The sequence below is a fragment of the Actinomadura meridiana genome (assembly GCF_039537545.1).
Lineage (GTDB): Bacteria > Actinomycetota > Actinomycetes > Streptosporangiales > Streptosporangiaceae > Spirillospora > Spirillospora meridiana.
The window spans coordinates 689,459-714,696 of record NZ_BAABAS010000006.1 but is presented as its reverse complement, the minus strand read 5'-3'; the positions used below and the strand labels follow the sequence as shown (position 1 = coordinate 714,696).

The 25,238-nt window shown below is 67.9% G+C and carries 23 protein-coding genes, 1 pseudogene and 1 riboswitch; of the genes and pseudogenes, 14 read left to right on the top strand and 10 right to left on the bottom strand.

All coding sequences use genetic code 11. The features are described 5' to 3' along the window. Positions 1 to 335 precede the first annotated feature (335 nt). The 5 genes from ABD808_RS16320 to ABD808_RS16300 all read left to right on the top strand — a co-directional run bounded on the left by ABD808_RS16320 (position 336) and on the right by ABD808_RS16300 (position 4,047). On the top strand, positions 336 to 854 hold the full coding sequence (locus tag ABD808_RS16320) for an ATP-binding protein (RefSeq protein ID WP_344897051.1): 519 nt from the start codon (positions 336 to 338) through the stop codon (positions 852 to 854). Continuing rightward, positions 851 to 1,480, top strand: coding sequence for an SAM-dependent methyltransferase (locus ABD808_RS16315; RefSeq protein ID WP_344897048.1), 630 nt, complete (start codon positions 851 to 853; stop codon positions 1,478 to 1,480). Before ABD808_RS16320 ends, ABD808_RS16315 begins: the two co-directional genes overlap by 4 nt. Before the next feature lie 120 nt (positions 1,481 to 1,600). Beyond that, positions 1,601 to 2,647 (top strand): hypothetical protein, encoded by a 1,047-nt coding sequence (locus ABD808_RS16310; RefSeq protein ID WP_344897045.1) that lies wholly within the window; start codon positions 1,601 to 1,603, stop codon positions 2,645 to 2,647. A 28-nt stretch (positions 2,648 to 2,675) separates the two neighbouring features. After that, on the top strand, positions 2,676 to 3,437 hold the full coding sequence (locus ABD808_RS16305) for a class I SAM-dependent methyltransferase (protein ID WP_344897042.1): 762 nt from the start codon (positions 2,676 to 2,678) through the stop codon (positions 3,435 to 3,437). Between the two features lie 16 nt (positions 3,438 to 3,453). Next, positions 3,454 to 4,047, top strand: coding sequence for a class I SAM-dependent methyltransferase (locus ABD808_RS16300; protein ID WP_344897039.1), 594 nt, complete (start codon positions 3,454 to 3,456; stop codon positions 4,045 to 4,047). On the opposite strand, the gene ABD808_RS16295 is transcribed toward ABD808_RS16300, so the two are convergent. Beyond that, positions 4,044 to 4,901, bottom strand: a complete 858-nt coding sequence (locus ABD808_RS16295; protein ID WP_344897036.1) for an exodeoxyribonuclease III — start codon at positions 4,899 to 4,901, stop codon at positions 4,044 to 4,046. The genes ABD808_RS16300 and ABD808_RS16295 overlap by 4 nt on opposite strands. Before the next feature lie 19 nt (positions 4,902 to 4,920). Between ABD808_RS16295 and ABD808_RS16290 the strand changes: the two genes are divergently transcribed. From ABD808_RS16290 to ABD808_RS16280, 3 genes are all read left to right on the top strand, one after another. Continuing rightward, positions 4,921 to 6,168 (top strand): TRM11 family methyltransferase, encoded by a 1,248-nt coding sequence (locus ABD808_RS16290; protein ID WP_344897033.1) that lies wholly within the window; start codon positions 4,921 to 4,923, stop codon positions 6,166 to 6,168. A gap of 274 nt (positions 6,169 to 6,442) precedes the next feature. Further along, complete coding sequence (locus ABD808_RS16285) at positions 6,443 to 7,603, top strand: FKBP-type peptidyl-prolyl cis-trans isomerase (RefSeq protein WP_344897030.1); 1,161 nt, start codon at positions 6,443 to 6,445, stop codon at positions 7,601 to 7,603. Between the two features lie 503 nt (positions 7,604 to 8,106). After that, positions 8,107 to 10,290, top strand: coding sequence for a transglycosylase domain-containing protein (locus ABD808_RS16280; RefSeq protein ID WP_344897027.1), 2,184 nt, complete (start codon positions 8,107 to 8,109; stop codon positions 10,288 to 10,290). Between the two features lie 31 nt (positions 10,291 to 10,321). On the opposite strand, the gene ABD808_RS16275 is transcribed toward ABD808_RS16280, so the two are convergent. Beyond that, positions 10,322 to 10,699 carry a hypothetical protein gene (locus ABD808_RS16275; RefSeq protein ID WP_344897024.1) on the bottom strand — a complete coding sequence of 126 codons (378 nt, stop codon included), beginning with the start codon at positions 10,697 to 10,699 and terminating at the stop codon, positions 10,322 to 10,324. A gap of 39 nt (positions 10,700 to 10,738) precedes the next feature. After that, positions 10,739 to 10,855: riboswitch (SAM riboswitch) on the top strand. 42 nt (positions 10,856 to 10,897) lie between these two features. On the opposite strand from ABD808_RS16275, the gene ABD808_RS16270 reads away from it, so the two are divergent. The 4 genes from ABD808_RS16270 to ABD808_RS16255 all read left to right on the top strand — a co-directional run bounded on the left by ABD808_RS16270 (position 10,898) and on the right by ABD808_RS16255 (position 17,000). Next, positions 10,898 to 12,187 (top strand): aminotransferase class V-fold PLP-dependent enzyme, encoded by a 1,290-nt coding sequence (locus ABD808_RS16270; protein WP_344897021.1) that lies wholly within the window; start codon positions 10,898 to 10,900, stop codon positions 12,185 to 12,187. A 72-nt stretch (positions 12,188 to 12,259) separates the two neighbouring features. After that, positions 12,260 to 15,526 (top strand): SseB family protein, encoded by a 3,267-nt coding sequence (locus ABD808_RS16265; RefSeq protein WP_344897018.1) that lies wholly within the window; start codon positions 12,260 to 12,262, stop codon positions 15,524 to 15,526. Continuing rightward, positions 15,523 to 15,891, top strand: a complete 369-nt coding sequence (locus ABD808_RS16260; RefSeq protein WP_344897015.1) for a hypothetical protein — start codon at positions 15,523 to 15,525, stop codon at positions 15,889 to 15,891. Before ABD808_RS16265 ends, ABD808_RS16260 begins: the two co-directional genes overlap by 4 nt. Before the next feature lie 140 nt (positions 15,892 to 16,031). Next, positions 16,032 to 17,000 (top strand): hypothetical protein, encoded by a 969-nt coding sequence (locus ABD808_RS16255; RefSeq protein WP_344897012.1) that lies wholly within the window; start codon positions 16,032 to 16,034, stop codon positions 16,998 to 17,000. Here the strand turns inward: ABD808_RS16255 and ABD808_RS16250 are convergent. Beyond that, positions 17,001 to 17,435, bottom strand: a pseudogene (locus ABD808_RS16250) (TrmH family RNA methyltransferase); the annotation flags it as partial. A 32-nt stretch (positions 17,436 to 17,467) separates the two neighbouring features. Between ABD808_RS16250 and ABD808_RS16245 the strand changes: the two are divergent. Then, the gene (locus ABD808_RS16245) at positions 17,468 to 18,955 is read left to right on the top strand and encodes a recombinase family protein (protein WP_344897009.1); all 1,488 of its coding nucleotides are present in this window, start codon (positions 17,468 to 17,470) and stop codon (positions 18,953 to 18,955) included. Positions 18,956 to 19,274: 319 nt separating this feature from the next. On the opposite strand, the gene ABD808_RS16240 is transcribed toward ABD808_RS16245, so the two are convergent. From ABD808_RS16240 to ABD808_RS16215, 6 genes are all read right to left on the bottom strand, one after another. Beyond that, a complete protein-coding gene (locus tag ABD808_RS16240) occupies positions 19,275 to 21,026 on the bottom strand; it encodes a cell division protein FtsK (protein ID WP_344897006.1) in 1,752 nt (583 codons plus the stop codon). A gap of 56 nt (positions 21,027 to 21,082) precedes the next feature. Further along, the gene (locus ABD808_RS16235; RefSeq protein ID WP_344897003.1) at positions 21,083 to 21,418 is read right to left on the bottom strand and encodes a hypothetical protein; all 336 of its coding nucleotides are present in this window, start codon (positions 21,416 to 21,418) and stop codon (positions 21,083 to 21,085) included. A 49-nt stretch (positions 21,419 to 21,467) separates the two neighbouring features. Next, positions 21,468 to 21,662, bottom strand: coding sequence for a hypothetical protein (locus ABD808_RS16230; RefSeq protein WP_344897000.1), 195 nt, complete (start codon positions 21,660 to 21,662; stop codon positions 21,468 to 21,470). A 49-nt stretch (positions 21,663 to 21,711) separates the two neighbouring features. Continuing rightward, positions 21,712 to 22,440 carry a DUF2637 domain-containing protein gene (locus tag ABD808_RS16225; protein ID WP_344896997.1) on the bottom strand — a complete coding sequence of 243 codons (729 nt, stop codon included), beginning with the start codon at positions 22,438 to 22,440 and terminating at the stop codon, positions 21,712 to 21,714. A gap of 149 nt (positions 22,441 to 22,589) precedes the next feature. Then, positions 22,590 to 22,814: a hypothetical protein gene (locus tag ABD808_RS16220; protein WP_344896994.1), complete on the bottom strand. Its 225-nt coding sequence runs from the start codon at positions 22,812 to 22,814 to the stop codon at positions 22,590 to 22,592. 4 nt (positions 22,815 to 22,818) lie between these two features. Then, positions 22,819 to 23,166, bottom strand: a complete 348-nt coding sequence (locus tag ABD808_RS16215; protein WP_344896991.1) for a hypothetical protein — start codon at positions 23,164 to 23,166, stop codon at positions 22,819 to 22,821. A 166-nt stretch (positions 23,167 to 23,332) separates the two neighbouring features. On the opposite strand from ABD808_RS16215, the gene ABD808_RS16210 reads away from it, so the two are divergent. Continuing rightward, entirely contained in the window at positions 23,333 to 24,172 is an 840-nt protein-coding gene (locus tag ABD808_RS16210) for a GntR family transcriptional regulator (RefSeq protein WP_344896988.1), read from the top strand. A gap of 167 nt (positions 24,173 to 24,339) precedes the next feature. Here the strand turns inward: ABD808_RS16210 and ABD808_RS16205 are convergent, their stop codons facing one another. Next, on the bottom strand, positions 24,340 to 25,140 hold the full coding sequence (locus ABD808_RS16205) for a GntR family transcriptional regulator (protein ID WP_344896985.1): 801 nt from the start codon (positions 25,138 to 25,140) through the stop codon (positions 24,340 to 24,342). Positions 25,141 to 25,238: the final 98 nt, after the last annotated feature.

Sequence of the window (25,238 nt, the reverse complement as noted above, 5' to 3'; positions counted from 1 at the left end):
CGAGCCTGGTCCAGAACCCGGGCGCCGGAGGCTGAATCCGTATTCGCCACCGAATCGCCGTCGATGCAGTGTGGCGAATCCTTAACTGACAGTGAAGGTTCGCAGCGTACGGTAAGTCTCTTGCATGCGCGCAAGAGCCGGTGACTGTCTCGCGCGCGGTACGTCAGAGTGTGTGTCGTCTCACTTCCACGTCCACCGAACAGCCTCCATCCTCGGCAGGCCCGCACAGCACACACGGCAGCGCGGACAGGCCGAATGGGGATGTTCTCTTCGACCAGGCCGAAGAACACATGTTCGCATACAGCCCGACACGGAGACGTGAAGCCCACACCGCCATGAACGCATCAGACGCGTGGTCCGGCACACCAGTGCTCGTCCCGGCCCCCGCACCGTCGCTGGAACTCGGAATCCCGTCCGCCTGGAACAACGGCAAGTCCTGCGGGCGGCTCATCGGAGAGATCGATCTCGCCGCGACCCCGGCCGCGGTGCGGCTCGCGAGATCGTATGTCAGGGAACTCATCGGCCAGCATTTCGGGGCCGACCGGACCGAGCTCGGTGACCTGGAACTTCTCACCAGCGAGGCCATGACCAACTCGGTGCTGCACGCGAGGCCGCGCCAGGACGGGACCGTCACGCTCTCGGTCATGCACATCGACCGGTACGTCCGCGTGGAGGTCACCGACGGGGGCGTCGCGCCCGGGAGACCGCGCGCGGCGGAGGAGCCACTGCCAGTACACGGGCGGGGGCTCCAACTGATGAAGGCGCTCGCCACCGATTTCGGCACCCACCGGGGCAAGAACGGAGCCACGTTCTGGTTCGGGGTGGGCGTCCGGGAAGGTTGGCGGCTGCCGTGACGCCGGGGCCGACGCTCAGCCCCGCCCGATGGGCGGAGCTCGACCCGCGGGTGGGTGAGGCGGACACCCGCGGGCCGCTCGATGCGTCGGCCCCAAGCGTCGCTCACGTGTACGACCATCTCCGCGGCGGCAAGGACACCTTCGCGGCCGACCGGGAACTCGCCGAATGGGCACTCCGCAAAAGCCCGATCGTGGGGTCGCTCGTCCAGGCGAACAGGGGCTTCCTGGACGACGCGGCGGGGCTACTCGCCACCAAGGCGGGGCTCAGGCGGTTCCTGGACAGCGGTCGCGGGTCGCCGAGGCCCGTCAACGTCGGTGACGTCGTCCGGCGGACGGACCCGTCCTGCCGTGTCGTCTACATCGACAACGACCCGATGGTGGTCGCGCACGGACGCGCGCTGCTCGCCGTGCACGGGCGCAGCGTCGCGTACGAGGGGGACGTGCGCGACCCCGTCGCCCTGCTGGGCGATCCCGAGCCGAACCCGACCAGCGGACGGTCGCGGACGTCCCGCGCCGTGTTCCAACGACGCCCGGGCCGACGTGACACAGGCCGACGAAAAACGGGCCTGCGAAACACGTCCAGGCACAGGCCGTATTCCATGATTCCGGACGCCGGAAGGGGGTGACCTCCCGCCATGCTCGCCGTCATCGACGACGGAGCGGAAATTACCGCCGTCGGCCCGCGCCACCCGCCCGGCGCTTCGCTACGATCGAAGCGCCAACAAGTGCCACATCTAGGGCGAGCGATGACCGCGGACGGCGAGCCGAAGTCACTCTCCGAGATCACCCGGGACATGGGTCTCAGCATGTCCGACGTCGCGGCCTTCTCCGGTCTCGACGAGAGCACGGTCTTCCGGCTGTGGGACAACGTCGAATGGCTCGACCGGGTCAGCGGACGGTCCCTACAGAGCCTGATGTCGTCCATCCCGGGAATCGCCGAGTACTCGCGGGCGCACTCCGTGCGGAAAAGGCGTGACGTCCTCCTGGGCCACCTGCACGCCGAGGGACTCGCCGTCAATCTGGACGCGCTGGAGAACTCGCCCGTCCCGCAGCAGCACCTGCTGAACGCGCTGGAGGCTGCGCTGTGCATCGTGCGCGGCGAGCCGACGCAGAAGACGTCGTCGTTCATCGCCCGTTTCTGGGGACGCGAACAGGACCGCGCGCTTGAGCTGATCTATTCGGACGAGCCCGGACGGGGAATCCTGGAGGACACCCGGGTCCTTCGCGAGGCGTCCATCGACCTGGCTCCCCGGCTGAACCGCAAGGCGTACTCGTTCCATTCGATCCTGGCGCTCAACGTGATCGCGCACCAGGTCAGCAAGGTGACCGAGGGAATAGAGGCCGATCTCGGGTTCGAGGTCCCCGCCCGGCAGACCGCGTGGATGACCCGCGGCGTCGTGATGGGATTCCTGATCAGTTCCAACGACTTCGACCTGGCGGAGCGGTACCGCAGGGAGCTGGAGACGGCGCCGGTGTACAAGGCGCTGGAGGAGTGGGCGTTCCCCACCTACACGCGGGACGGTCGCATCAGCAGCGACTTCACCCTGCCGAGTTCGCTGTCACTGCGCAACACGGCCATCGAAGTGTTACGCGAGATCGCCGTGTACAACGACGCCTACCTGTACTACCTGGTGTCGACGTACATTCCGCTCGCGCTGAAACGCGACCCCGCGTTCGGCGGCAAGCTCACCGAGCTGATCCAGGCGCTGGAACTGCGCGGGATCGACTGCCAGGACAGAAGGATCAGACAGACCTGCAACATGCTGGTTCGGCGACTCAAGAGCATCGTCTGAACCGGCTTTGGAGAATGGGGAGAGCCGGGTGGAGGACACGGTGCAGGCCTTGGCGAATCTGACGCATTCACGATGGGAGGCGAACGCGGACTACTGGGTCAAGGTCATCAGGGAACGCCGCGACCGATACCGGACGGAGCTGACCGACGCGGCCGTGCTGGACGCCATCGGCCCCTGCGCGGGGCTGCGCGTCCTGGACGCGGGCTGCGGCGAGGGCTATCTGTCCCGCACGATGGCGGCCGCAGGCGCCGAAGTCGACGGGATCGACGCCTGCGAGGCCCTGGTCGAGGCGGCGTCCAGCTATCCGTCGCCGGAGGGGACGGCCAACTTCACCTACGCCAGCGTCGACGACCTGCCGTTCAAGGACGACACGTTCGACCTGGTGGTCTGCAACCACTTGTTCAGCCATCTGCCTGACCCGACCGACGCCTTCCGTGAACTCGGCAGGGTCATGAAGAGCGGCGGGCGGCTGATCCTGTTGACCTTGCACCCCTGCTTCTACGTGCACCACTCCGAGCGGGGCGCGCGGGACAGCGTCCCGGCGGCCCAGTACTTCGGGGGTCGCGGCATTGCCCAGCGCTTCCTTGTGGACGGCTTGGAATCACCTTCAGAGATCACATCGTGGCTCCGGCCGCTGGAGTTCTACGCTGGAACGCTCCGAGACAGCGGATTCGTCATCGCCGACCTCCGTGAACCGCACCCGTCGGAGGAGCAGCTCCGCGACGACCCGTGGTGGCGGGAGGGCTTCCCGACGGCCATGTTCATCCTTCTCATCGCGGAGTTGCGCTAGCCGTAGAGTCGTCCGCATGGACGACGTACCGGCGGACCTCGCCGAACATCCGGACAGGCTGCGGTGGAACGCCAAGTACGGGAACGCTCCAGAACTCTCGCCGGTCCCCCCTCTGGCGGAGCGGGCGCTGTCGCTCGCTCCGCCGGACGGGGCCGTGCTCGACCTGGCGTGCGGGCCGTCCGGCAGTGCCCTGCGCGCGGCGGAGACGGGCCGCGACGTCACGGCCGTGGACGTCTCCGAGGTCGCGCTGCGACGGCTCGCCTCCGAGGCGCACCGTCGCGGGCTCGACTCTCTGCTCACGCTCGTCCAAGCGGACCTGAGCGCTTGGACGCCGCACCCGCCCGGGTACGCGCTCGTCCTCTGCACCGGCTTCTGGGATCGCGTCGTGTTCGACTACGCAGCCCGTGCCGTCTTGGACGGTGGCCTGCTCGGCTGGGAGGCGTTCACCGAGGACGCACGTCAGCAACGCCCCACTCTCCCCGCCGAATGGTGCCTGGCGCCTGGCGAGCCCGCGTCGCTGCTCCCCGACGGGTTCACCGTTATCCAGCAGGACGACGATCCGTCCACCGGGAAACGCCGCTTCCTAGCCCGCCGAACGTCGCACCCCTAGTCGATGTCCACGACCACCGGGGCGTGGTCGGAAGGACCCTTCCCCTTACGCGCTTCCCTGTCGACGTAGGCCGAACGAACCCGTCCGGCGACATCCGCCGAGGCGTAGAACAAGTCGATACGCATGCCCAGGTTCTTGTGAAAGGCCCCAGCCCGGTAATCCCAGTACGTGTAGGGAAAGGGCCCCTTCATGGGCGTGGGAACGACGTCGTGTAGGCCGAGGGCACGCAGATCAGCCAGCGCTTGGCGTTCGGAGGGCGTGACGTGCGTAGAGTCAACGAACACGGCCGGATCCCAGACGTCATCATCGGTGGGGGCCACGTTGTAGTCGCCACACGCCACGAGTGGCGTGCCGGAAGCGAGTTCTGCGGCGAGCGCTTCGCGAAGTGCCGCGAACCATTCGAGCTTGTAGCGGTAGTGGGCCGAATCGGGCGTCCGGCCGTTCGGCGCGTACAACGACCAGACCCGGACGCCCCCGCACGTCACGCCTATCGCTCGGGCCTCGGGCACCTGCGGGACGGGCTCGGCCAGCGTCAACTGCTGGTCGTCGGGCTCACCCGCATAGGCGGGTTCGCCGGGAAACCCCATGGAGACGTCGTCGACACCCACCCTGGACAAGACGGCCACGCCATTCCATCGCCCGTCACCATGCACGGCGGCGGTATAACCGAGTTCCTCGACCTCGGCGGCCGGAAACTGGTCGGCACGGCACTTGGTCTCCTGGAGGCAGACGACGTCGGGCGCGTTCTCGTCCAGCCAGGCCAGCAGTCGTGGCAGGCGGGCCTTGACGGAGTTGACGTTCCAGGTCGCGAGGCGCATCCCCCAAGCCTGCCACCCGACGGCGACGACGGACATCCTCGGTAGACTCCCGCGCATGCCCCCGGCCCGCCAGCGGCAGAACGCCCACCTCACGCACAAGGCGAACGCGGGCGTCGGCCGTCATGGCTGGCTGCGGCTCACTCCCGCCTATTCCGTCCGGTTGGTGCGGGATCGCGTCAACGGTCTTCCACCCAACGCCGTGGTCACCGACCCCTTCTCGGGCACCGGGACGACCACGCTCGCGGCGGCCGAGCACGGCTGCGCGGGCCAGTCGCTGGACGTGAACCCCTTCCTGGTCTGGCTGGGCAACGTCAAGGTTCGCCACTATCCAACCGACACGCTCACCTTTACTAGGGGCGCCGTCCACGCGATCTGCGAGCAGGCCGAGGCCCTCATCGGCGACGCGCACGAGTTGTGGAAGCCGAAGCTCCACAAGATCGAGCGGTGGTGGTCGCCGGGAACGCTGGCCGCTCTCAAGGCGATCCGGCACGCCCTCGACCAGGCGGATCTGCCCCATGAAGGCCGTGACCTGCTGGATCTCGCCTTCTGCCGGACGGTCATCGGCGCGAGCAACGCGGCCTTCAACCACCAGAGCATGTCGTTCAAGGACGTCGACAACACAAACACCCTTGTCGACATGGACGCATCCACCGAGACCATCCGGCAGTTCTCCGGAGACTGCGCGGAGGTGCTGGACAGCGCGGCGATGACGTTGCCGGGCACGGGAAAGGTGGTCCTCAGCGACTCGCGCGGCATGGAGACGAGCGGCGCCTTGGAGCCCTGCGACCTGCTTCTCACGTCCCCGCCCTACGTCAACCGCATGTCCTACATCCGAGAGCTTCGCCCCTACATGTACTGGTTGAGGTTCCTCGACAAGTCCAGCGACGCGGGAGAGCTGGACTGGCAGGCGATCGGCGGGACCTGGGGCGTCGCCACGTCGCGCCTCAACGAATGGGCCTCCGACGGCCGGACGCTCCCCATTGACGACCAGATGCGCGACGTCCGCGCCCTGATCGAACGGGACGGCGGCAAGAACGGCCCCCTGCTGAGCGCGTACGTCGCCAAGTACTTCTGCGACATGCAGGCGCATTTCGAGGCCGCGTTCAAGCATGTGAAGAGCGGCGGCCGGTGCTCGTACATCATCGGCAACTCGACCTTCTACGGCCATCTCGTTCCCGCCGAGCAGTGGTACGCCGCGCTGATGCGCGATATCGGCTTCGCCGATGTGGAGATCTCGACAATCCGTAAGCGCAACAGCAACAAGGCTCTCTACGAATACGAGGTCACCGGCCTGCGCCCCTGAACGTGGGAACCGCCGAAAGCGTCCGGGGCGTGAACGGCGGGCCGGACGGCGGTATCCTGGCGGCCCCCGTCCCCGGCGCGCGGCCCCTGAGGTGGCCGAGTGACCGGTACATTGCGGGTCGGACCCGTCCGGGTCACGTGGCGCCCCCCCATGGCCGCGTGACCGATAGATTGCGGGTCGGCCTCCTTTGCACGGTTTTCACGCTGTGCTTAGACCGGCCCTGGAAGGGTGGTCACGTTCCTGATGTCGTCGAACCCGGAGCGAGTGAGGAAACATGTCCGAGGATGACAAGCCCGGGGGCAAGCCGGCGATCAAGGCGAAGGCGAAGATCCCGAACGCCAAGAGCATCCGCAGCCCGGAATTCACGCCGCACGGCATCAGCGCCGGGCGCGGCAGCGGGCTCAACCGGCGTTCCGCGCCGTCCGCGCTGACCGCCAAGAAGGCCAGACAGCGCCGGATCCTGGTGATCGCCGGGGTCGTCGCGGTCGCGGTGGCGATCTCGGGCGGCGTCGTGTGGTGGGTGAACCGGCCCGGGCCCTCGATCGAGGTCACCGGCAAGTTCGCCGCCGAGCCCAAGGTCAAGATTCCCACCGATCTCGCGCCGCGGGGCGGCCGGAAGGTGACCGTCCCGATCAGGGGCACCGCCGGTCACAAGATCGCGACCGGGGACACGTTGTTCGTCCAGTACGCCTTCTACCAGTGGGCCAAGGACAACGACGAGGACGACAGCTCCAAGAAGAGCACGAACAAGCAGCTCGGATCGTCCTACAAGCAGGAGGCGCAGGGCCAGGCGACGCAGCCGCTCGTCGTCGGCAAGAGCGGCATCAAGGGCTTCGACCAGGGCATGCTCGGTCAGACGGCCGGAAGCCGGGTCGTTCTGCAGATCCCGCCGTCGCAGGGCTTCCTCAAGGACGGCGAGCAGCTCGGGCTCGCCAAGGACGACTGGGTCGTGTTCATCGTGGACGTCCAGGCGGTCGTCCCGAAGAGCCCCGCGCCGGAGGGCACCAAGAAGGAGCTCACCGACAAGTCCCTGCCGAAGGTGGAGGACAAGGGCGCGGGCAAGGCTCCCAAGGTGACGATCCCCAAGGGCAAGGACGCCCCGAAGAAGCTCCAGGTCAACACGCTCGTCGAGGGCACGGGCCCGGCGCTGGTGAAGGGCGACGAGGCCATCGTCAACTACCAGGGCACGATCTGGAAGACCGGCAAGGAGTTCGACTCCAGCTGGACGGGCGGCGCTCCCACCAAGTTCTCGATCGGCACCGGCGCCACGGTTCCCGGCTTCGACAAGGGCCTGACCGGCGCGAAGGTCGGCAGCCGCCTGCTGCTGATCCTGCCGCCGAAGGAGGGCTACGGCGACAAGGGCAGCCCCCCGAAGATCAAGGGCGACGACACCCTGGTGTTCGTGGTGGACATCATCGCCAAGATCCAGAAGTGACGCGGACGCGGTAGTGCCGTGGGCGCGGTAGTTCCGCAGACGCGGTAGGGCGGTGGGCGGCGCGGTAGGGCCGCGCCACCCGAGCCGACAGCGGCGGGGATCCGGACGGGTCCCCGCCGCTTCGCGTTCCGGAACGTCCCTCGATGGGCCGTCCATCACGACAACCGGGGCTCCGTCACGACAACCTGGGCGGCGCATTGCCCGTCCACCTATTGGGAAGTCATGGGACTGTGCATTGGGCGGCCATCCCATCGATCCCCTCAGGTATCGTCGGTTACGCATTAATCACGGGGGGCTTGTGAGCAACGGAAGAAACGGCCCGGAGGGTGGGGAGCGCACCGGGCCGCACCAGGCGGACCTGCGTCATTCCCAGGTCGCGCCACCGGCGGGCGGGGACGGTTCCACGACCGCCGGGCTGACGAGACGCACCGAAGAATCCGCCCAAGGCACAGAATTCGCCCACCAGACCGACATATCTCAGAACGGCGACAAGGGGGGCGAACGTGGCCGGGCGGGATGAACCACCGGCACGCGGCGGCGACGGCGGCCGTGACGGCGGACGCGGAGCGGGGAGGCCGCGTAAGGTCAGGAGCCGCCGGTCGCGGTACCTGCGGCGGGCGCTGTTCACGCTCCTCGGCTGCGCCGGATTCTTCATCGTCGCGTTCGCCATCGCCTACGTGTTCACGCCGGTGCCGTCGCCGCAGGAGCAGGCCATCGCGCAGGGCCCGACGTTCTACTACTCCGACGGCAAGACGCAGATCGCGAAGACCGGCGTCAACCGCGACGCGGTCAAGCTCGACCAGATCCCGAAGAGCACCCGCGCCGCCGTGATCGCGGCGGAGAACCGCAGCTTCTACGACGACCCCGGGGTGTCGGTCTCGGGCACCGCGCGGGCCTTCTGGTCGACGGTGACCGGACGGCAACTCCAGGGCGGGTCGACGATCACCCAGCAGATGGTCCGCAACTACTACGGCGGCATCGGCAAGGACGTGTCCGTCACCCGCAAGCTCAAAGAAGTGATGGTGTCGCTGAAGGTCGGCCGCGAGAAGCCCAAGAACTGGATCCTTGAGCAGTACCTCAACACCATCTACTTCGGCCGCGACGCCTACGGGGTGCAGGCCGCCGCCAAGGCCTACTACGGCAAGGACGTCTCGGAGCTGACCCCCGCGGAGGGCGCCTACCTCGCGGCCGCGATCCAGCAGCCGAGCAACTTCGCCGACCCGTCCGGCCCGAAGCGGGCCCACGCCGAGCAGCGCTGGCGTTCCGTCCTCGACAACATGGTGCGGGACGGGGCCCTGAACCCCGCCCAGACGGCGTCGATGCAGTTCCCCGTGCCGCGCAAGCAGCACATCACCGACGTCCTCAAGGGCCAGCGGGGCTACATGGTCAACGTGGCCAAGAAGGAGCTGATCGAGCGCCGCGGCTACAGCGAGGACGAGATCAACCGCAACGGGCTGAAGATCACCACGACGTTCGACAAGCGGCTGATGGACGCGCTGAAACGCTCGGTGTCCCAGAACGTCCCCAAGACGACGAGCGAGAAGATCCGGACGGGCGCCGTGTCCGTCGACCCCGCGACCGGCCAGGTCGTCGCGTTCTACGGCGGCCGCGGCTATCTGGAGGAGGCGCTGAGCAGCTCGTTCGGCGACTGGGCGCAGGCCGGGTCCGGGTTCAAGCCGATCGCGCTGGCCGCCGCCCTGGAGGACGGCAGGTCCCTCTCGTCCACCTACAACGGCAGTTCCCCGCAGTACTTCAACGGCCATGCCATCGAGAACGACAGCGGCGAGAACTTCGGGACGATCAACCTGGTCACCGCCACTGAGCACTCCGTCAACACCGCCTACGTGAACCTCGGCGAGGACATCGGCAACAAGAAGATCGTCGAGATGGCCGAGAAGATGGGCATCCCCGGCTCGCAGATGAAGCCCGAGCAGCGGACCGCCGCCTCGTTCCCGCTCGGCATCGTGTCGCTGCACCCCGTCCAGCAGGCGGGCGTGTACGCGACGTTCGCGGCCGAGGGCGTCCACCGCGACCCGTACGTCGTGAAGTCCGTCAACGACAACGACGGCCACAAACGAACGTTCACCGAGGAGGGCGAGCGGGCCCTCAGCGAGCAGAACGCGCGGGACGCCACGTACGCGATGCAGCAGGTCGTCCGCGGCGGCACCGGGACCGGCGCGCAACTCCCGGACGGCCGCGAGGTCGCCGGTAAGACCGGCACGACCGACCAGGGCCGCGCGATCTGGTTCAACGGCTACATCCCGCAGATGGCGACGTCGGTCGCGATGTTCCGCAGCGACGGCAAACCACTGAAGATCCCCGGCGTCAGCGCCTACGGCGGTCAGCTCCCCGCCCGGATCTGGCGGACGTACATGAGCGACGCCGTGAACATCAAGGGCTACGACCCCGAACCGTTCGGCGACCCGTCCATGCGTCCCGGCGGCGGAAACGGCCCACCCGACGGCCTGGGTCCGAGCAACACGGAGGAACCGGGCAACGACGGCCCCTCAGAACCGCCACCGTCCAACGACACCGACGAGCCGGACATCCCACCGCCACCATCGGGCCCGCCCACGATCGACCCACCCGACCCCGGCGGCGGAGGAGGAGGGCCCGACGACGGCGGTAACGGCGACGGAGGCGGCGGCCCCGACCCGGGCGGCGGGGGCCCCATTCCCAATAACTGAATCCCCGACAACTGACCGCCCGGTCGAAGCCCTAACAGGCTTTGCCGATGCTGGCGGGGGTGTCCTTCATCACTGAGTCGAGCTGGGCGACGTCTCCGGTGCCGACGGCGGGGGCGGCGGCGTGGAGTTTGGTGGCCTCCGCCTTGAGGGCCTTCTTCAGGTCGTCGTCGCCGGTCTCCTTGGCGAGCCCGTCGAGGCGTCCGGCGAGTTGTTCGGTCGCCTGCTGCCACTGGGCGGGTTCGGCGGCGGGGAGGGATCTCACCTGGGTGATGTACTGCTGGAACGCCGCCTTGGTATCGGTGCAGACCTCGCCGGTCCCGCCGCCGAGCGCGCCGCATCCGCCGAGCAGGACGGACGCGCCGAGCGCCAGCGCGCCTCCGGCGAGTGTCCGAACCATCCGCTGTCCCATAGTTTCCTCCCGGTTGATCCCCGCATATAATCCCGCATAGGTCATGAGTGCCAGTGCCAAGCCCCGGCTCGCTGGCCGGCAACCCTTCGTCCGCGACGGGGTGCCCCGGGAGAAGACCTGGCCGGACGCGGGACCGCGTTCCGGCAAGCGCGGATCCCGGTGCGTCGCCCGGGGTCCCTGACCCCGGAAGGTTCCGGCATGCGCACGCCTCTCGCCCGCTTCCCCCGATCCCCGATCACGCCCGCTGTGACGCGCGCGGAGGGGGTCCCGGTTCGCTGCCCCGTTCCGCGAGTCATCGGGGAGGACGTCCCGGTGCCGGTCCGGGGCGGCGGGCACGTCCCCTACGCCAACCTGGACCACGCGGCGAGCGCGCCCTGTTTGGAGGCGGTGCACGAGGCCGTCACCCGGGCGCTGCCGTACTACAGCAGCGTGCATCGCGGGGCGGGTCACCTGTCCCAGCTCACGACGGAGGCGTACGAGGAGGCGCGCGAGACCGTCCGTTCGTTCGTCGGCGCTTGGCGGCGGTCCGCCGTCGTGTTCACCCGCAACACCACGGACGCGATGAATCTGCTTGCGCACGTCGCTCCTGCGGGGACGACCGTTGTGGTGTTCGAGACCGAGCATCACGCGAGCCTGCTGCCGTGGCGGCGGTCGGTGCGGCTGCCCGCGCCCGCCAGCGCGGCCGAGGCCGTGGCGGCCGCCGACCGGGCGTTGCGGGAGTGTCCGATCGGGCCGCGGCTGCTCGTCGTGACCGCCGCGTCCAACGTCACCGGCGAGCTGTGGCCGGTGGAGGAGCTGGCGCGGGTCGCCCGGCGGAACGGGGCGCGCATCGCGGTGGACGCGGCGCAGCTCGTCCCGCACCGTCCGATCGACATCACGGCCCTCGGCGTCGACTACGTCGCGTTCTCCGGGCACAAGCTGTACGCGCCGTTCGGTGCCGGTGTGCTGGCGGGGCGGGCCGACTGGCTGCGTGCCGCCGACCCGTACCTCAAGGGCGGTGGGGCCAGTGCGTCCGTCGGGCGGACGACCCGGTGGACGGCGGCGCCCGAGCAGCGGCACGAGGCGGGGTCCCCGAACGTGCTGGGCGCCCTCGCGCTCGCCGCCGCCTGCGAAGCATTGTCGGACGCCCGGGATACGGTGGCCGCACACGAGGAGGCATTGCTGCGGCGCCTGCGGTCGGGGCTGGCGGAGCTGCCGTCCGTCCGGGAACTGAGGCTTTGGGGTGATGACGCGCCGCGTGTGGGAATCGTGTCGTTCACCGTGGACGGCTGGAACGCCGGTGACGTGGCGCGCACGCTGTCCGAGGAGTACGGGATCGGCGTACGGGACGGGAGGTTCTGCGCCCACCCGTTCGTCCGGCACCTGCTGGACGGGAACGACTCGGCCGTCCGCGCCGGGCTCGGCCTCGGGACGAGCGAGGAGCACGTCGACCGGCTCCTGCACGCCCTCGCCGAGCTGACCTGTACGGTCGCGCGGGCCGCCGGGTGATGATGCGCTCCGGCCCTGTTCGCCCCTGTAGCGTAGACAGTCGCGCGGGGACGAGCTCGAAGGAACGAGGGGGTGGCGACCGTGGCCGACGTGTGGCGACCCACATCGGAACTGGAACGCCGACTACAGGAGACGGTGCGGGCCGGCGACCAGGAGAGTTACTTCCGCCTCCTGGCGGGCAGCGAGCTCCTCGTGCCCGTCCCGCCCGAGCTGGTGGACGGTGTCCTCGCCAACGAGGCCCAGCCGTCGTGGCCGACGCAGGAGGAGGACGGCCGCGTCCACGTGCTCGTGTACACCTCGGGGGCGGCGATGCGCGCCTGCCTCGGCCCGGCCTACCAGCACTTCATGACGGTCACGTTCGCGGACATCGCCCAGACGTGGCCGGACGACCGCTGGTGGCTCGCCGTCGACGTGCCCGCGTCCGGCGGCGGCGCGTCCCTGCCCATCGAGTCGCGGCTTCCGTCCTGGTTCGTCCGCCAGGTGGCGGGGGGCGACGGTCGCCCGCCACAGGTCGGCCGGGCTGCCGCGCCGTGGGAGGAGCTCCGCGACCAGCATCGCGAGTTGCCGCGCGAGGCGTCCGCTGAAACACCCGAAACCCCGGCGGGGGCTGGTCCCGAAACGTCGCGGCAGGAATTCCAGCCCGCCAACGACGTGGAACGTGAACTGCTCCGCGCGGCGGTGGACAACGACCACGATCTGTTCTTGCAGACCCTCGCGGCGACGGACGTGCTGTTGCCCGTCCCGGACGACACCGACTACACGATGCGTCCGGGACGTCCCGGGTTCCCCTGGCAGACCCGGGAGGTCGACGGATCCACCGTCGTGCCCGTCTTCACCTCGCCGGAGCGGCTCATCGAGGCCGCCCGCGCCGCCGGGACGGGCACCGAGTACATCAAGCTGCCGTTCACCGTCGCGTTGCGCTACTGGCCCCACGGGGAGTGGCTGCTCGCCATCAACTCCGGTTCGCCCGCCGGGGGGACGGTTCTCGCGCAGCAGCTTCCGGGGCTCGCCACCTGGGCCGACCAGCGCGCCGCCCAACGGATGACGGAGAGCTTCGACCCGCAGAACGACATCGAGCAGCGCCTGTTCGACGCCGCCCGCCGCCGCGACACCGACACCTTCTTCAAGATCCTCCTCGGCGCGCAGGTGCTCGTGTCCGCCGACGTCGAGACGCCCTGGGGCATCGACCCCGGCGACGCGGCGTTCCCGTGGCAGCCCGTGCCCGTCCACGGCCGCGCGTCCGTCCAGATCTTCACGTCCCTGAAGTGGATGAACGAGGCCATCGGCTCCACCCGTTTCGTCATGCCGACGGTCGCCGACCTGGTCGCCGCCTGGCCCGACACCGGCTGGACGCTCGTCCTCAACCCGGGCACCCCCATCGACGCGACGATGCCCGGCGACCAGGTCCGTTCACTGCGCGGCCCGGAAGCGGCGGCGACCCCGCCGTCCGCGTCCACCCCGCCACCGCCGGAGACGCCCGACGTCCCCGTGGCACCCGCCGTCCCCGCCGAACCCGACGCCCCGGCCCCCGCCCTCCCCACCGAAACCACCACAAACCTGACCCCGCTCCCGCCCATCGGCCTGCCCACCGAAACGGCCACAGACCTGACCGTCGAACCGTCCACCGGCCTCACCCCGGCCGCACCCGCCGCGACGAACCTGACCCCAAGCGCGCCCACCGACCTGACCCCGCCCGCGCCCACCGGGCCGACGCCGCCCCCGGCCGCCGATCCGGCTCCGCCTAACGCCGCGAACCTGACCCCCGGCGGGCCCACTGACCTGACCCAACCGGCGCCCACCGATCCGGCTCCGCCCGCCGCAGCGAACCTGACATCCAGCGCGTCCGGCGACCCGACCCCACCGGCGCCCGACGATCTGACGCCGCCCGCGTCCGCCGATCCGGCCCCGCCCGCGGCCACGAACCCGGCGCCGAGCGCGCCCGTCGACCTGACGCCGCCCGCGGCTGCCGATTCGGCTCCGGCGACCGTCGCGGACCTGGCGCCGAGCTCGCCCGTCGATCTGACGCCGCCTGCCGCATTCGGCCCGGCTCCGGGCGTGGACGAGGAGGCGGTGGAGTCGCCGGACGCGCCCGCGCGGTCTCGGGGCAGGCATGCCGCCGGTGCCGACGAGGGGCAGGAAGCGGCCGACGAGCGCGCGGTGTCGACGTCGGGTGGTGACGCGGAGGCCGGTCCTGCTCCGTCCGGTGGCGAGGTGCGCGAGGACGCTGGGGGCGGACGGCGGTTGCGGGCCGTGCCGGAGCCCGAGGTGCCGTTCGAGCCCGGGAACCGGATCGACCAGGAGCTGTACGAGATGGCGTCGAGCGGTGACGCCGACGCATTCCTGCGGGTCCTGCTGAACGCGAACGTGCTGGTGCCGATCCCGGACGACGGGGCGCCCGAGGTGACGCCCGTCCAGCGGGAGTTCCGGTGGGACGCGGCGCTACGGAGCGAGTCGGCCGTGCAGGTGTTCACGTCGCTGGTGCGGTTGCGGGAAGTGCTGCCGGAGTCCAGGTTCGTGTACGCCGACTTCCGCGAACTGATCGGCGCGTGGCCCCGGGATGAATGGACGATGGTCCTCAACCCGGGGACGCGCATCGGCGCCTCGCTGCGCGGTGACCAGGTGCGGGTGCTGAGCGAGTGGGCGGCGCGGGTCGGACTCGTCCCGGCGCGGCCCGAGGTTCCGCCGCCGCCCCGGCCCCGCGAGCCGGAAGCGGAGCGTCTCGAACCGGCGGAGCCCGTGGAGCGCGCCGAACCGCCGGTGGAGCGGGCCGAGCAGATGCCGCGGGTCCTGCCCGACCCCGACGACCGTGCGGCGGCGCCGGTCATCATGCAGAAGGTCGTGCCGCCCGCGCACGTCGCCTGGTATCTGGAACAGGGTTACGACCGGGTGGGCGGTTTCGTGCACTCAACGAGCGACGTGGGCGAACTCCAGACGCCCGCCCAGTTGTACGAGGCGCTGGGCCTGTTGTACGAGGGGTCGCCGTTCACACCCAACGACGAGGGCGTCTACGTCGTCCGGTGGCCCGCGTACTGTCCCGGCCTGTACCGGATCCCGTTCGGCGGACGGGACGAGGAGGAGCTGTCCACCTGGGGCGACGCCGGATGGGTGATCGAACAGGCACCGTTCCTCGGCACCGGGTTCGCGCCGGGCAGCGCCGGATCCATCCGCGAGTACAAGGTGAACAGCGTCCGGCTGCCGTACGGGGCGGAGATGTACTATCTCGGCGGCGACCGGAACGAACGGTTCGTCGCCATGTACGACCCCGACCAGCTCGCCTGGCTCCGGCCCGACGCGAACGCCGAGGCCTGGGGAGGCGGACGAACGGAGGCCGCGCAATGACCCGGGACGGATACGTCGCGCGCTGGCTCGGCCGCGACTTCGAGGCCGCGCCCGGGGCCGACGGTGAGATCAGGCTGTACGCGCCCGAACCGACGGACGGGTTCGAGGAGCTGCGGCCAGGACGGTTCCGCCGCGTCGTCCCGGCGTCCGAGGTCGAGGAGCTCCGCTACGTCCGGACGACCTGCCGGTGGCGCGGTGAACGCTTCATCGTCGTCGGCGAGCACGAGAGTTGGCTGCGGGTCGAATTCGCCGGGGGACGCGCCCCCGCGGCTGAGAATCTCGGGCTCGACCGCGTCGACCAGGGCATCTGGCAGGCATGGGCCCCACGATCGGAAGTTGAGGACGTTCGGGAAGAATTGACATGATTCCGGATGGGGTTGCTTTGGCCCCGAGATCCGTGTTGGCATGTCTCCCGAGGCGAACCCTCGGCGTCATGACATATGCGCGCTAACGGCGATGCGACGGAGGTGTTTCGGCAGTGATCTGCCGATCAGCGGTCATACCCATGGCCATCGGAATCAGCGCGGCCGCCGTGGTGGCCACTGGCAGCGCCACGGCCATCGCGGGCGCCGAGGATCCGACCCTGAGCATCACGGTCGCCGCCACCGACAACAGTGTCGACCGCGGCGAGTCCGCCACCATCCTCACCACCGCCAAGGTCAACACCGGCAAGGTGACCAAGCTCGATCTCACCAAGGTCGAGCTGAAGGCAGTCCCTGACAAGGGAAAACCGCACGTCGCCAGTGGGTGCGGCGCCGACGCGAAGCCTTGCGGGCTCCTCAACACGGACGGAAAACTCGTCGAGGTCAAGACCGTCGTCTCCCTCACCGACACGACCATCGAGGAGCCGGTCGACGTGACGGTCACCATCACCGTCGAGGGCACGGTGGAAGGCCAGCCGGTGACCGACAGCAGGCCCGCGACCGTGAAGTTCTCGCCGCCGCCCGACCCGTCGCCCGACCCGTCGGAGTCGTCGGAGACCCCGGGCGGGGGCAAGAACACCACGGGGCATCCGTCCAAGCCGGCGAAGCCCACCAAGAAGACACCGTCGTCGCCCGCGTCGGGGAGCGGTGGTTCGAGCAAGAGCTCCGGGTCCGGCGGCTCGTCGAGCACGCGACCGTCGACGGGCGGCGTGCTCCCACCCGTGCCGAACTCGTCGTTCGACCCGCGGAACCCGCAGGTGGCGCTGCCGCCGATCGCGCCGCCCGGCGCGCAGGACCCGTCGGTCGCGGCGCCGAGCCCGAACATGACGCCGCAGAGCCGGTTGCAGGGCAACCAGGCGCCCGTCGCGCAGGACCTCACGTTCGACCGGATGGCGCGGACGCAGATCGCGTGGCTGGCGGCGCTGCTGGTGGCGTTCTCGTTGCTGCTGACCCAGCTGCGGCTCGGACGGCGCCGCCTCCCGGCCGGTGCCGCCGCGAAGAAGACGAAGGGCACGCACCGCCGCCCCCGCCGCGGCTCGTTCGGCAAGTGATCAGCGCGTGAGGCCGTAGCAGGCGATCGCCGCGGCGGCCACGACGTTGAGGGAGTCGACGCCGCGCGCCAGGGCGGCGTCGCTCATCGGGATGCGGACGCGGTGGTCCGCCTCGTGCAGCCAGCGGGACGACAGCCCGTCCCCCTCGGAGCCGAGCAGCAGCGCCCGCCGTTCCGCCGCCTTCACATCGTCGATCGGCTCGGCGTCGGGCGCCGGGGTCAGGGCGAGGAGCTGGAAGTCGCGGTCGCGGAGCGCCGACAGACCGTCCCGCCAGTCGGTCATCCGCGCGTACGGAAGCGCGAACACCGCGCCCATCGACACCTTGACCGACCGGCGGTAGAGCGGATCGGCGCAGCGGGGCGCGAGGACGGCGGCGTCCACGCCGAGCGCCGCCGCGCACCGGAAGATGGCGCCGATGTTCGTAGACTGCACTAAACAACACACTCTACGGAGCAGGTGAGCGGACGATGCCCCCTCCTGAGCGCGCCGACCAGTCCCCCGTTCTCGCGGTCGCCTACACGCGAGTGTCCACCAAGCGCGAAGAGATGGTCAGCCCCGAACTTCAGGCGCACGAACAAGACACCTACGCCGCGCGGCACGGATTCCCGATCGTTGAACGCGTGGAAGACCTCGACCTGTCCGGCCGTGACTTCGCTCGTCGGTCGGTCGACTACATCGTTGAAGGCGTCAAGGCCGGACGGTGGAACACCGTCCTCCTGTGGAAGTGGTCTCGTTGGGGCCGCAACCTTCTACAGTCGCGGCTCTACCTCTCGGAGGTAGAACAGGCTGGCGGACATGTCATCGCCGTCACGGAGGACTTCGACACGACGACGAGCGTCGGCAAGTTCACCCGTGACCAGATGCTTGCCATCGCGGAACTCCAGTCCAACCAGATGGCAGAAAGCTGGCGTGAGGCACATGCCCGCCGTCGCCGTCTCGGCTTGCCGCACACAACCGCCCAACGCTTCGGTTACACGTACGTGAGGGGCGAAGGCTACGTCATCGATGCCACGACCGCGCCCGCCCTCAAGTCGTGTTACGAGCGGTTCGTGAACGGTGAGTCCATGCGGTCTCTGACGTTCGAACTCAACGCCAACGGCTACCGGACCACGCGCGGCAACCTCTTCACCCCAACCGCTCTGGGCCGAACCATGGACACAGGGTTCGCCGCTGGGCTGATCCGTGAGCGGTCAGAGCCACCGGACGCCGCAACGAACGGACGCAAGATCGCGGCATTCGACGTCTGGCGAGAGGGAGCGCATGAAGCGATCATCTCGGCCGATCTCTGGGAGAGGTATCGCGACAAGCGGATAGCCAACGGTCTCAAGACCCCTCGTCTCCGAACCGTCGCACACACGTTTTCCGGCCTGGTCGTCTGCAAGGCGTGTACTACCACGATGATCAGTGCCCGCAACGGGGCCCGGCAGTATCACGTCTGGCGATGCCGCAAGCGGCAAGACTCCAAGTCATGCCCTGGCGCGGTAGCAAGCAACTCACGACTTGAGGCATACGTCCGCAAGTGGGTTCTCAAGAACGCAAAGGGCGGGGAGACGATCGAAGCGGACGCACGCCGTGAGATCGCGGCACGTGCGGCCACGACCGACCTCGAAGCATCAAGCGCCGAGATCAAGCGATTGAAGGCCAAGCGCAAGCGTCTCCTCGCTCTGCACACGGATGGCGCCGTGGAACGTGAGGACTACGACGAGCAGAAGGCCGAGATAGACGAGGCGATGGCGGTGGCTGAGCACAACGAACGCATAGCCAAAGCACAAGCGAGGGAGCTGGACGAGGACTACCGGTCCGTCTTCACGACTCTTGCCGACCTTTGGGACGACGCAACGCCGCACGAGCGAAACGAGATGCTCACCAGGGTCGTCAAGAGGATCGAGGTCCAGCCGGGCACGTGGGCCAACCCTGACAAGGCGCGTATCGTGCCGCGTTGGGTCAGGGAGTGACCCGTCATACGACTTTCCCCCTGCCGTGATCCATCGGCAGGGGGAAGTCTCAGCGCTTGAGGTCGTCTCGTCGCTCTGCGGTTTGAGCGCGCCGTCTGCGTTCGACATTGGCGAGCACATGAGCGGCTACCTTCCAAAATTCATCCCAACATTCGCGTTGGCTTGGCGCTTGCTCTCTCGAATGTCTCCCCGTGTGGCCTCACCTCCCTACTGTGTGTAGTCGAAGCGGAGGTGTGAAACGTGCACGTGCATCGTGCAATCACGGCCCCTTACGTGCAGACGCGCGTGAGACTTGTGCATTGCACGAACCTGTGCACGATCACGGAACGTCGTCAGCGTGTGAGGTGGCGCGCCACCGTCCACGGCTGACTTGGACAGCACGTCCGGCGCTCGCATGGCCGCCGAGTTGGTAGTAGACCCACCTACGGCTCTTGCCACTGGCCTTGATCAGGAGGGGCACAGGGACACCCTCCTCAGGGGCTGCCACCAGCATGGCCCAGAGCCCTGCTTCTGGGCTCTCTCCGCTCTCAGAGGCGTCGGCTACAGCCTCGTCGATCGACGGTGCTGAGCGTTCCTCAGACGCCCTGTGCGCGTCGAGAGCATGTCGAGACACCTCGTCCAGCGTCGGACGTTTCTGGGCGTTCTGTGCGGCTGTCTGAGTGACTGCCTCGTCCGTGAGGAGGTAGGCGCGGGCGCGTCGAGGTGTGGTGTGTTCGGGGGCGGACACGAGGAACTTGCCGGGGGCGTTGAGTGTCTGAGCATGCCATCCTGCGCTCAGCATCCCCTGACCGAGGATGAGGTCAACGTCCTTACGTTCCCTGACGCGGAAGCTGATCCGTACGTCCATCTGGGACCGGACGGCTCCCTTTCCCATGGCCTTTTGTGTCGGTCGTTGCGTTGCCGCGATGAGCTGCACGGCGACGGCCCGTCCGCGCCGCGCGATGGAATCGGTAGAGACCGCAGCTTCCGGAGCTTCATCGGTCAGTTCCGCGTACTCGTCGATGATGATCACTAGTGCGGGCATGTCCGGTGTCGGCTCCCAGACACGACGGCCAGTGGAGGCGAGGTATTCGGCACGCCCCTCAAGGATCACCACGGCGTCACGCAGGAGGGCGCGTGCCTCCTCGGCTGTGGTGGCGAGTCGATCGATGCATGCAGCCCATGGGCGTAGTTCCATGCCTCGTTTGAGATCGATTGCCCAGATGACCACGTCACGGCACGCGGAAAGGTTGCCCATGACGACGTTGATGATGCCGCTCTTGCCTGAACCTGTGGCACCTCCCATGAGGGCATGCCTACGCAGGAAAAGGACATGAGCGGGCGCGGCATCCTCGAAGGGCCCGAGGTCGATGGGTTCCGTGATGGTAGAGATGGACGGTCCTGGCCACGTGATGGCGTTGGCGTGCGGGTCGATGTTGAGTACCCGCAACTCGAAGCGGTTGGCTTTGTCGTCGCGAGTCGGGTAGACGCGGACGGCGCCACGGAAGGTGCCGAGCGCAGATTCGAGTTCGGGGATCTTTGCGGTCGCGTCCTGAATGGTTTGGCCGCGGGCGAGGCCGAAGCGGGCGCGCCATCCCCACATGTCCACCACGGTCGACATCACGCGGGAGCCTGCGAGTCCGACCGATTGCGAGATGTCGGGCCAGGCGTCAAGCGTGCGCTCGATGCGGACGCGGGCGCGTCTCCGTCGATGTGCCCACCACGGCACGGCCAGGATGGGCGTGCCGACCAGGATGATTTGAGGCAGCGGTCGGTGGGTGGCACCGATCGCTGTGGCTGCGGCGAGCCAACCTCCGGCGCCTGCGGTGATGGTTGCCGCGTACAGTCGCTCAACTCGGAGCGAGAGACCGATACGCGCACCGACGAGGGGCAAGGCCGACGAGGTGATGATGGCCAAGATGAAGATGCCGATCCACCATTCGGGGTGCCAGAGGTGGAGCGTAACGGCTGCGATGTTGAGGACGAGAGCGAGCGCGATCGGTCCGAGTTCGGAACGGTAGCGCCAAAGTGCGCGGGCGATGACGGTTGCGGCGAGGTCGGGAAGTTGCCCGTTGGAGTCGATGAACACCATTGGTTGAAGGCCGTTGCGACGCATTCGGCGCGCGTGTCGCTTCATCTGCCGATTTCTCACGCGCGCCCCTCAGGGGTGTATCCCTGGGCGCTGAGTTCGTCTCGCAGGTATGAGAGCGGGTCGCGTTCCCCGTCACGCTGTGCGCTGAGTGAGGCCCGTGCGGCGGCTGCGAGGTTGGCGCGACGTATGCGCGTGTCGCGTAGTTCGGTGCTGAGGCGCTCGATCTCCTCGGCGAGAGCCGGAACGGCGTCGAGCGCGGTATCGAGGGCTCTACGAAGGATGGTCGGGAGAGATTCGTCAGGCCACGTGTTCGCGATGATGCGGCGTGCTGTGCGGCTGCGCCTGATGGCCTCCTGAAGGTCAATCTTCGGGTGATACGGAGCGTTGGTCACTAGGCATCCCCTCCTTAGATAGGGGGCGTTGGACATCCGAGAGCCAGCGTCAGGACTGACCGGAGCTGAGCGATTCGACGATCACGGCCACCAGGCGGCGAATCTCCGGCGCGGCGCTGGTCGCTGCCAGGAAGAACCCGAACAACAGGCAGATGACCGCGTGCCATACGCGCAAGCCGAGGAAACGCCATGCGATCCACGCGACTACGCCGAGGACGACGACGAGCGGAATGGAAACGTTCATGAGGTGCATCACCTCCCTTCGAGGGCGAAGAGGGTCGGGAACACAGCCCCTACGAACGGTCGGTTTCATCGGGGCTGGGCTGGTCAGGGTCGTTGAGTTGGCGCCGGAGTTCGGTCGCTCTCGGGGTGCTGATCCTCAGCGACGTCCTAAGGGCGTCGCGGGTGATAGGACGACCGTTCGCCTGTCGGTACTGGGCGTCGGCGAACCGTGCAGCTTCCAACAGTTCGTCATCGGTACGGCGCGGCGAACGCCGTACCCGGCGTTTCGATCGCGGGGACGAGGCGTCCTTCGTCCTGCTCCCTGAGGCGTCCTCGACGGTGGATGGCGTGTCGGTCCGACTGTGGAGCGCGTGAAGGTGTGCGGTGAGTCCGAGGACGGCGGCCGGAACGGCACCGACGAGGACGACGATCGGCCATGACAGGTCGATCAATCCGGCGCCGATGGCGTGGTACGCAGCGTTGCCGGTGATGCTCATCCCGATAGCGCCGATGGCGTTCGTCCGAGCGAAGCGACGTGCGGAAGCGGAACGGGTCGTGGTGGCCAACCAGACGCGCGCCGAGGTCATGGCGTGTGCGTCGATGGTGAGCGGCAAGAGCCACGCCAGCCGTACGGGCCAACCAGCGACGGTGGCTAGCCCGTACAGGCCGGTGAAGCTGGCGACCGCAGCCGAAACGGCTGCAATGGTCATGCCGATCACGACCCACCAGTCCCGTACCGTGCCGTCGTCAGTGGGTACGGCGCTCGGTACTGCGGTCAGGTGTGCATCGGTCGGGGGCATGGGACCGTCCTCTCAAATTTCGTCGTTGCGGGACTTGCGGCGGCGCCAACGGGAGCGGGACCGGCACTTGAGGCACCGTCGGGTGCCGATCTCGGTACGGGCTCCGCACGGGCAGGAACGTCCTCGGATGTCGTTCGGGATTCGCACATTCACCTCTTGAGGCTGGTGGGCTTGGGAGTCGTCTCGGGAGTACGGCATCGGACCGTGACGCCGAGGAGTCGGCGCGTTGACGCCGTGGTTCGGGAGCCGGGCGTACCGGTCAGGCTCATGTGGTGTTCCTCGGCGTGGATGCCGATGAGTAGGAACACAAAGGCGCCGAGGGCGCTACCGGCCAGGAACACGGCGAGTAGAAGGATGAAGATCCCGGAAGACATCAGGTCACATCCCTTCGGAGGTGTCTGCGTTCACGGCGCCGTCGTAAGACATCAGCGCGTTGTGGTTGGCGAGGTCGGCGTTCGGGATCGCGACCGCGCTGTAGGTCACGGGGCCGAAGTCCCGTGCGGCGCGATAGTGGCTGCTGGACGAGTCGTTACCGAAGGTCTTCGATCCGATGAGGGCCGCGATGCGGTCGATCTCGACGCGCTTGGCGTGGTCGCTGCCACGGGTGAAGACCATGAGTTCTGCGGTGGTGGGGGCCGGGATCTCGGGGTGCACTTCGAGGTAGGCCGCAAGTGCGCGTAGACCCGCGATGAGCCGAGGCCGCTGGTTCATGTCCGCGTATGCCATCTGGATCACTCCTCTCGACCTGTCGCGCTCTGGGGCAGCGCGATCGCATCCATCTTGTGCGCGCACAGCTTCGCGCGTCAAGTCCTGCGCGCACATCTGTGCGCGAAAATCTTGACGCGCACACCATGACGCATGAAGCTATGCGCGTTAGGGTGGTCGTGACCACGTGACCGAGACGGAGGAGGCAGGGTGCGCCATGACGGGCCCCGCGAAAGAAGCCCAGGCAGGCGGCAAGCTCTACGAGATCGTCAGAGATGAGCTGATTGAGGCCATCAAGTCCGGCGTGTACGCGCCGGGGGCGCTCCTGCCGTCCGTACGAGAGATCACGGTCACATGGACCGTGAGCACCACGACGGCGCGCAAAGTGGTCTCAGAGCTGGCGGCGTCCGGCTGGGCGCGCTCGCAAGGTACGAAAGGCTACGTAGCCGCGATCCCCGATCAGGGGGAGAGCACGCGCACCTCTGAGGACCAGGGCGCCGCGATGCCGCAGCCGATAGCCGGACTATCGGCCGCCCGAGTCCCTCAAGTCGTAACCGCGAATGGCTCTCTAGAGGTCGTGACGTCCGCGTGCGAGGTACGGTCAGAGCCCGTCCCCGTCGAAGTGGCGCATGCTCTGCATGCGACCGATCCACATGCACGCGCGATCGTGCGTCGCAGCGTGGCCGTAGACGCTAATGGCAGTCCTGTGCAGTTGCGCGTCAGCTACACAGCTTGCGAGGTTGGCGAGGGCACACCTCTCGAAACCTCAGACGCAATCGACAAGCCATGGTCCAAAGCATTGTCCGAACACACGGGAAGGCGCTTGACTCTGGCTGAGAGCGCGATCTCTGCCCGCCATCCGAGCGACGCAGAGGGTGCAATGCTAGGACTTACTCCGACCGCATGCGTTCTCGTCCGAATCGATGTCACACAAGACGAGGATGGTCAGCCAATCGACTACACGATGACGGTCTGGCCGGGAGAGACAACGCGCGTCGACGTCTTGTCATTGGCGAGGAACAAATGAGCGAGGAACACGGCACCTCGCCGGAACTACCCGAGGCACAGGAGTGCCCCTATTGCGGCTCGGATCAGACTGAAGACTCCACGACGATAGACCTCGCGTTTGGCGAGGAGATCGCGTGCAAGGTCTGCAAGAACTGTGGTCGAACTATCTTTGACGAAGGCACTTGATTAATCTTCTGTTCCATCTGATGCGCCCTCCTTTGTCGCGCCGATTAGCAGCCGGTAATGGAACTCGTATCGATCGGCGCGGAAGATAATCTTTGCGACCTCGGTGGCGACATCTCCGGCCCAGAAAGTTTGCCAAATTTCGATCACTGGAGTGCCTGGAGGGACCTTTAGCTGCTCGATCTCGTGTGCCTTGGGGAGGCGAGCAATGAGAAACTCTTCCTCAGTGTCGACGTGATATCCGATTGCGTCGAATCGCGGAACGATTCCCTTTCCGCCGTAGGGTCCATCGTGCGGATTCTCGATTTCGGTACCGCCGGTGAGCGCGAGGGGCTCCCACGCGACGCTGATCGAGACCGGCTGACCAGCCATGCTGATCTTGTATGTCGTCTCCGTGACGGGCGATTCCTCGTCGATCCCTAGTCGCTCAGCGACCTCGGCAGGAGCGTCAACATGTTCCGTCGAGTGCTCTATATCCAGCTCCATAGCCGCGCGGTCGGCTTCCTGCTGGTAGGTCGGCCGACTGTGTGGACGCTGGAAGCGGTCTGGAGCGACGCGAACCACTCGTGGGGGCGGACTCGGGGCGACGAAGGCTCCCTTGCCCTTGCGCGTGAGGACCAGACCAGCATTGCGAAGCTCAGTTATCGCATGTCGAGCCGTGATCGACGAGCATTCGTACTGCTCACAGATTTCCCGTTCGCTGGGCAGGCGGGCCTCTGGCCTCAGCTCCCCACGTTCGATCTTGTCTCGAAGATCCTCCGCGATGACCAGGTACAACGGCTTGTAGGGATCGCGCTCAACCATGAGCGGATCATCTCACATATTGCATGTGAACATAATACGTTCAACCTCGTATGTTAACATACTAGGTTCTCTGGATTGTGTTTTGCTGGCGAAGGTCG